The 238-nt window shown below is 41.2% G+C and carries 1 protein-coding gene; it reads left to right on the top strand.

Annotation, left to right across the window (positions count from 1 at the left end; translation table 11 throughout):
- Positions 1-238: cadherin repeat domain-containing protein (locus ACXR6G_RS20180; RefSeq protein ID WP_458363258.1), on the top strand; the 238-nt coding region annotated here is incomplete at both ends.

Below are 238 nucleotides of genomic sequence, written 5' to 3'. Positions count from 1 at the left end.
TGATGTTGATGGAACAGGTGGTGATACAGACAATGCTATTACAAACTTGATCGACAATGATCCAGCGGCTAACTCCATTAGTGAAAATATTGAAGCTGACGCCGTGGTTCATATTACTGCTTTGGCCACAGATGCCGATGGTGATAATATCACATACTTCCTATTGGATAATTCAGGCGGACGTTTCAAGATAAATGAAACAACCGGAGTTGTGACAGTTGCCGATGCTAGTTTAATA

The sequence above is a fragment of the Ancylomarina sp. YFZ004 genome (assembly GCF_054254355.1).
Note: the sequence above shows the minus strand (reverse complement) of the source record. Positions and strands in the feature narration are given on the sequence as shown.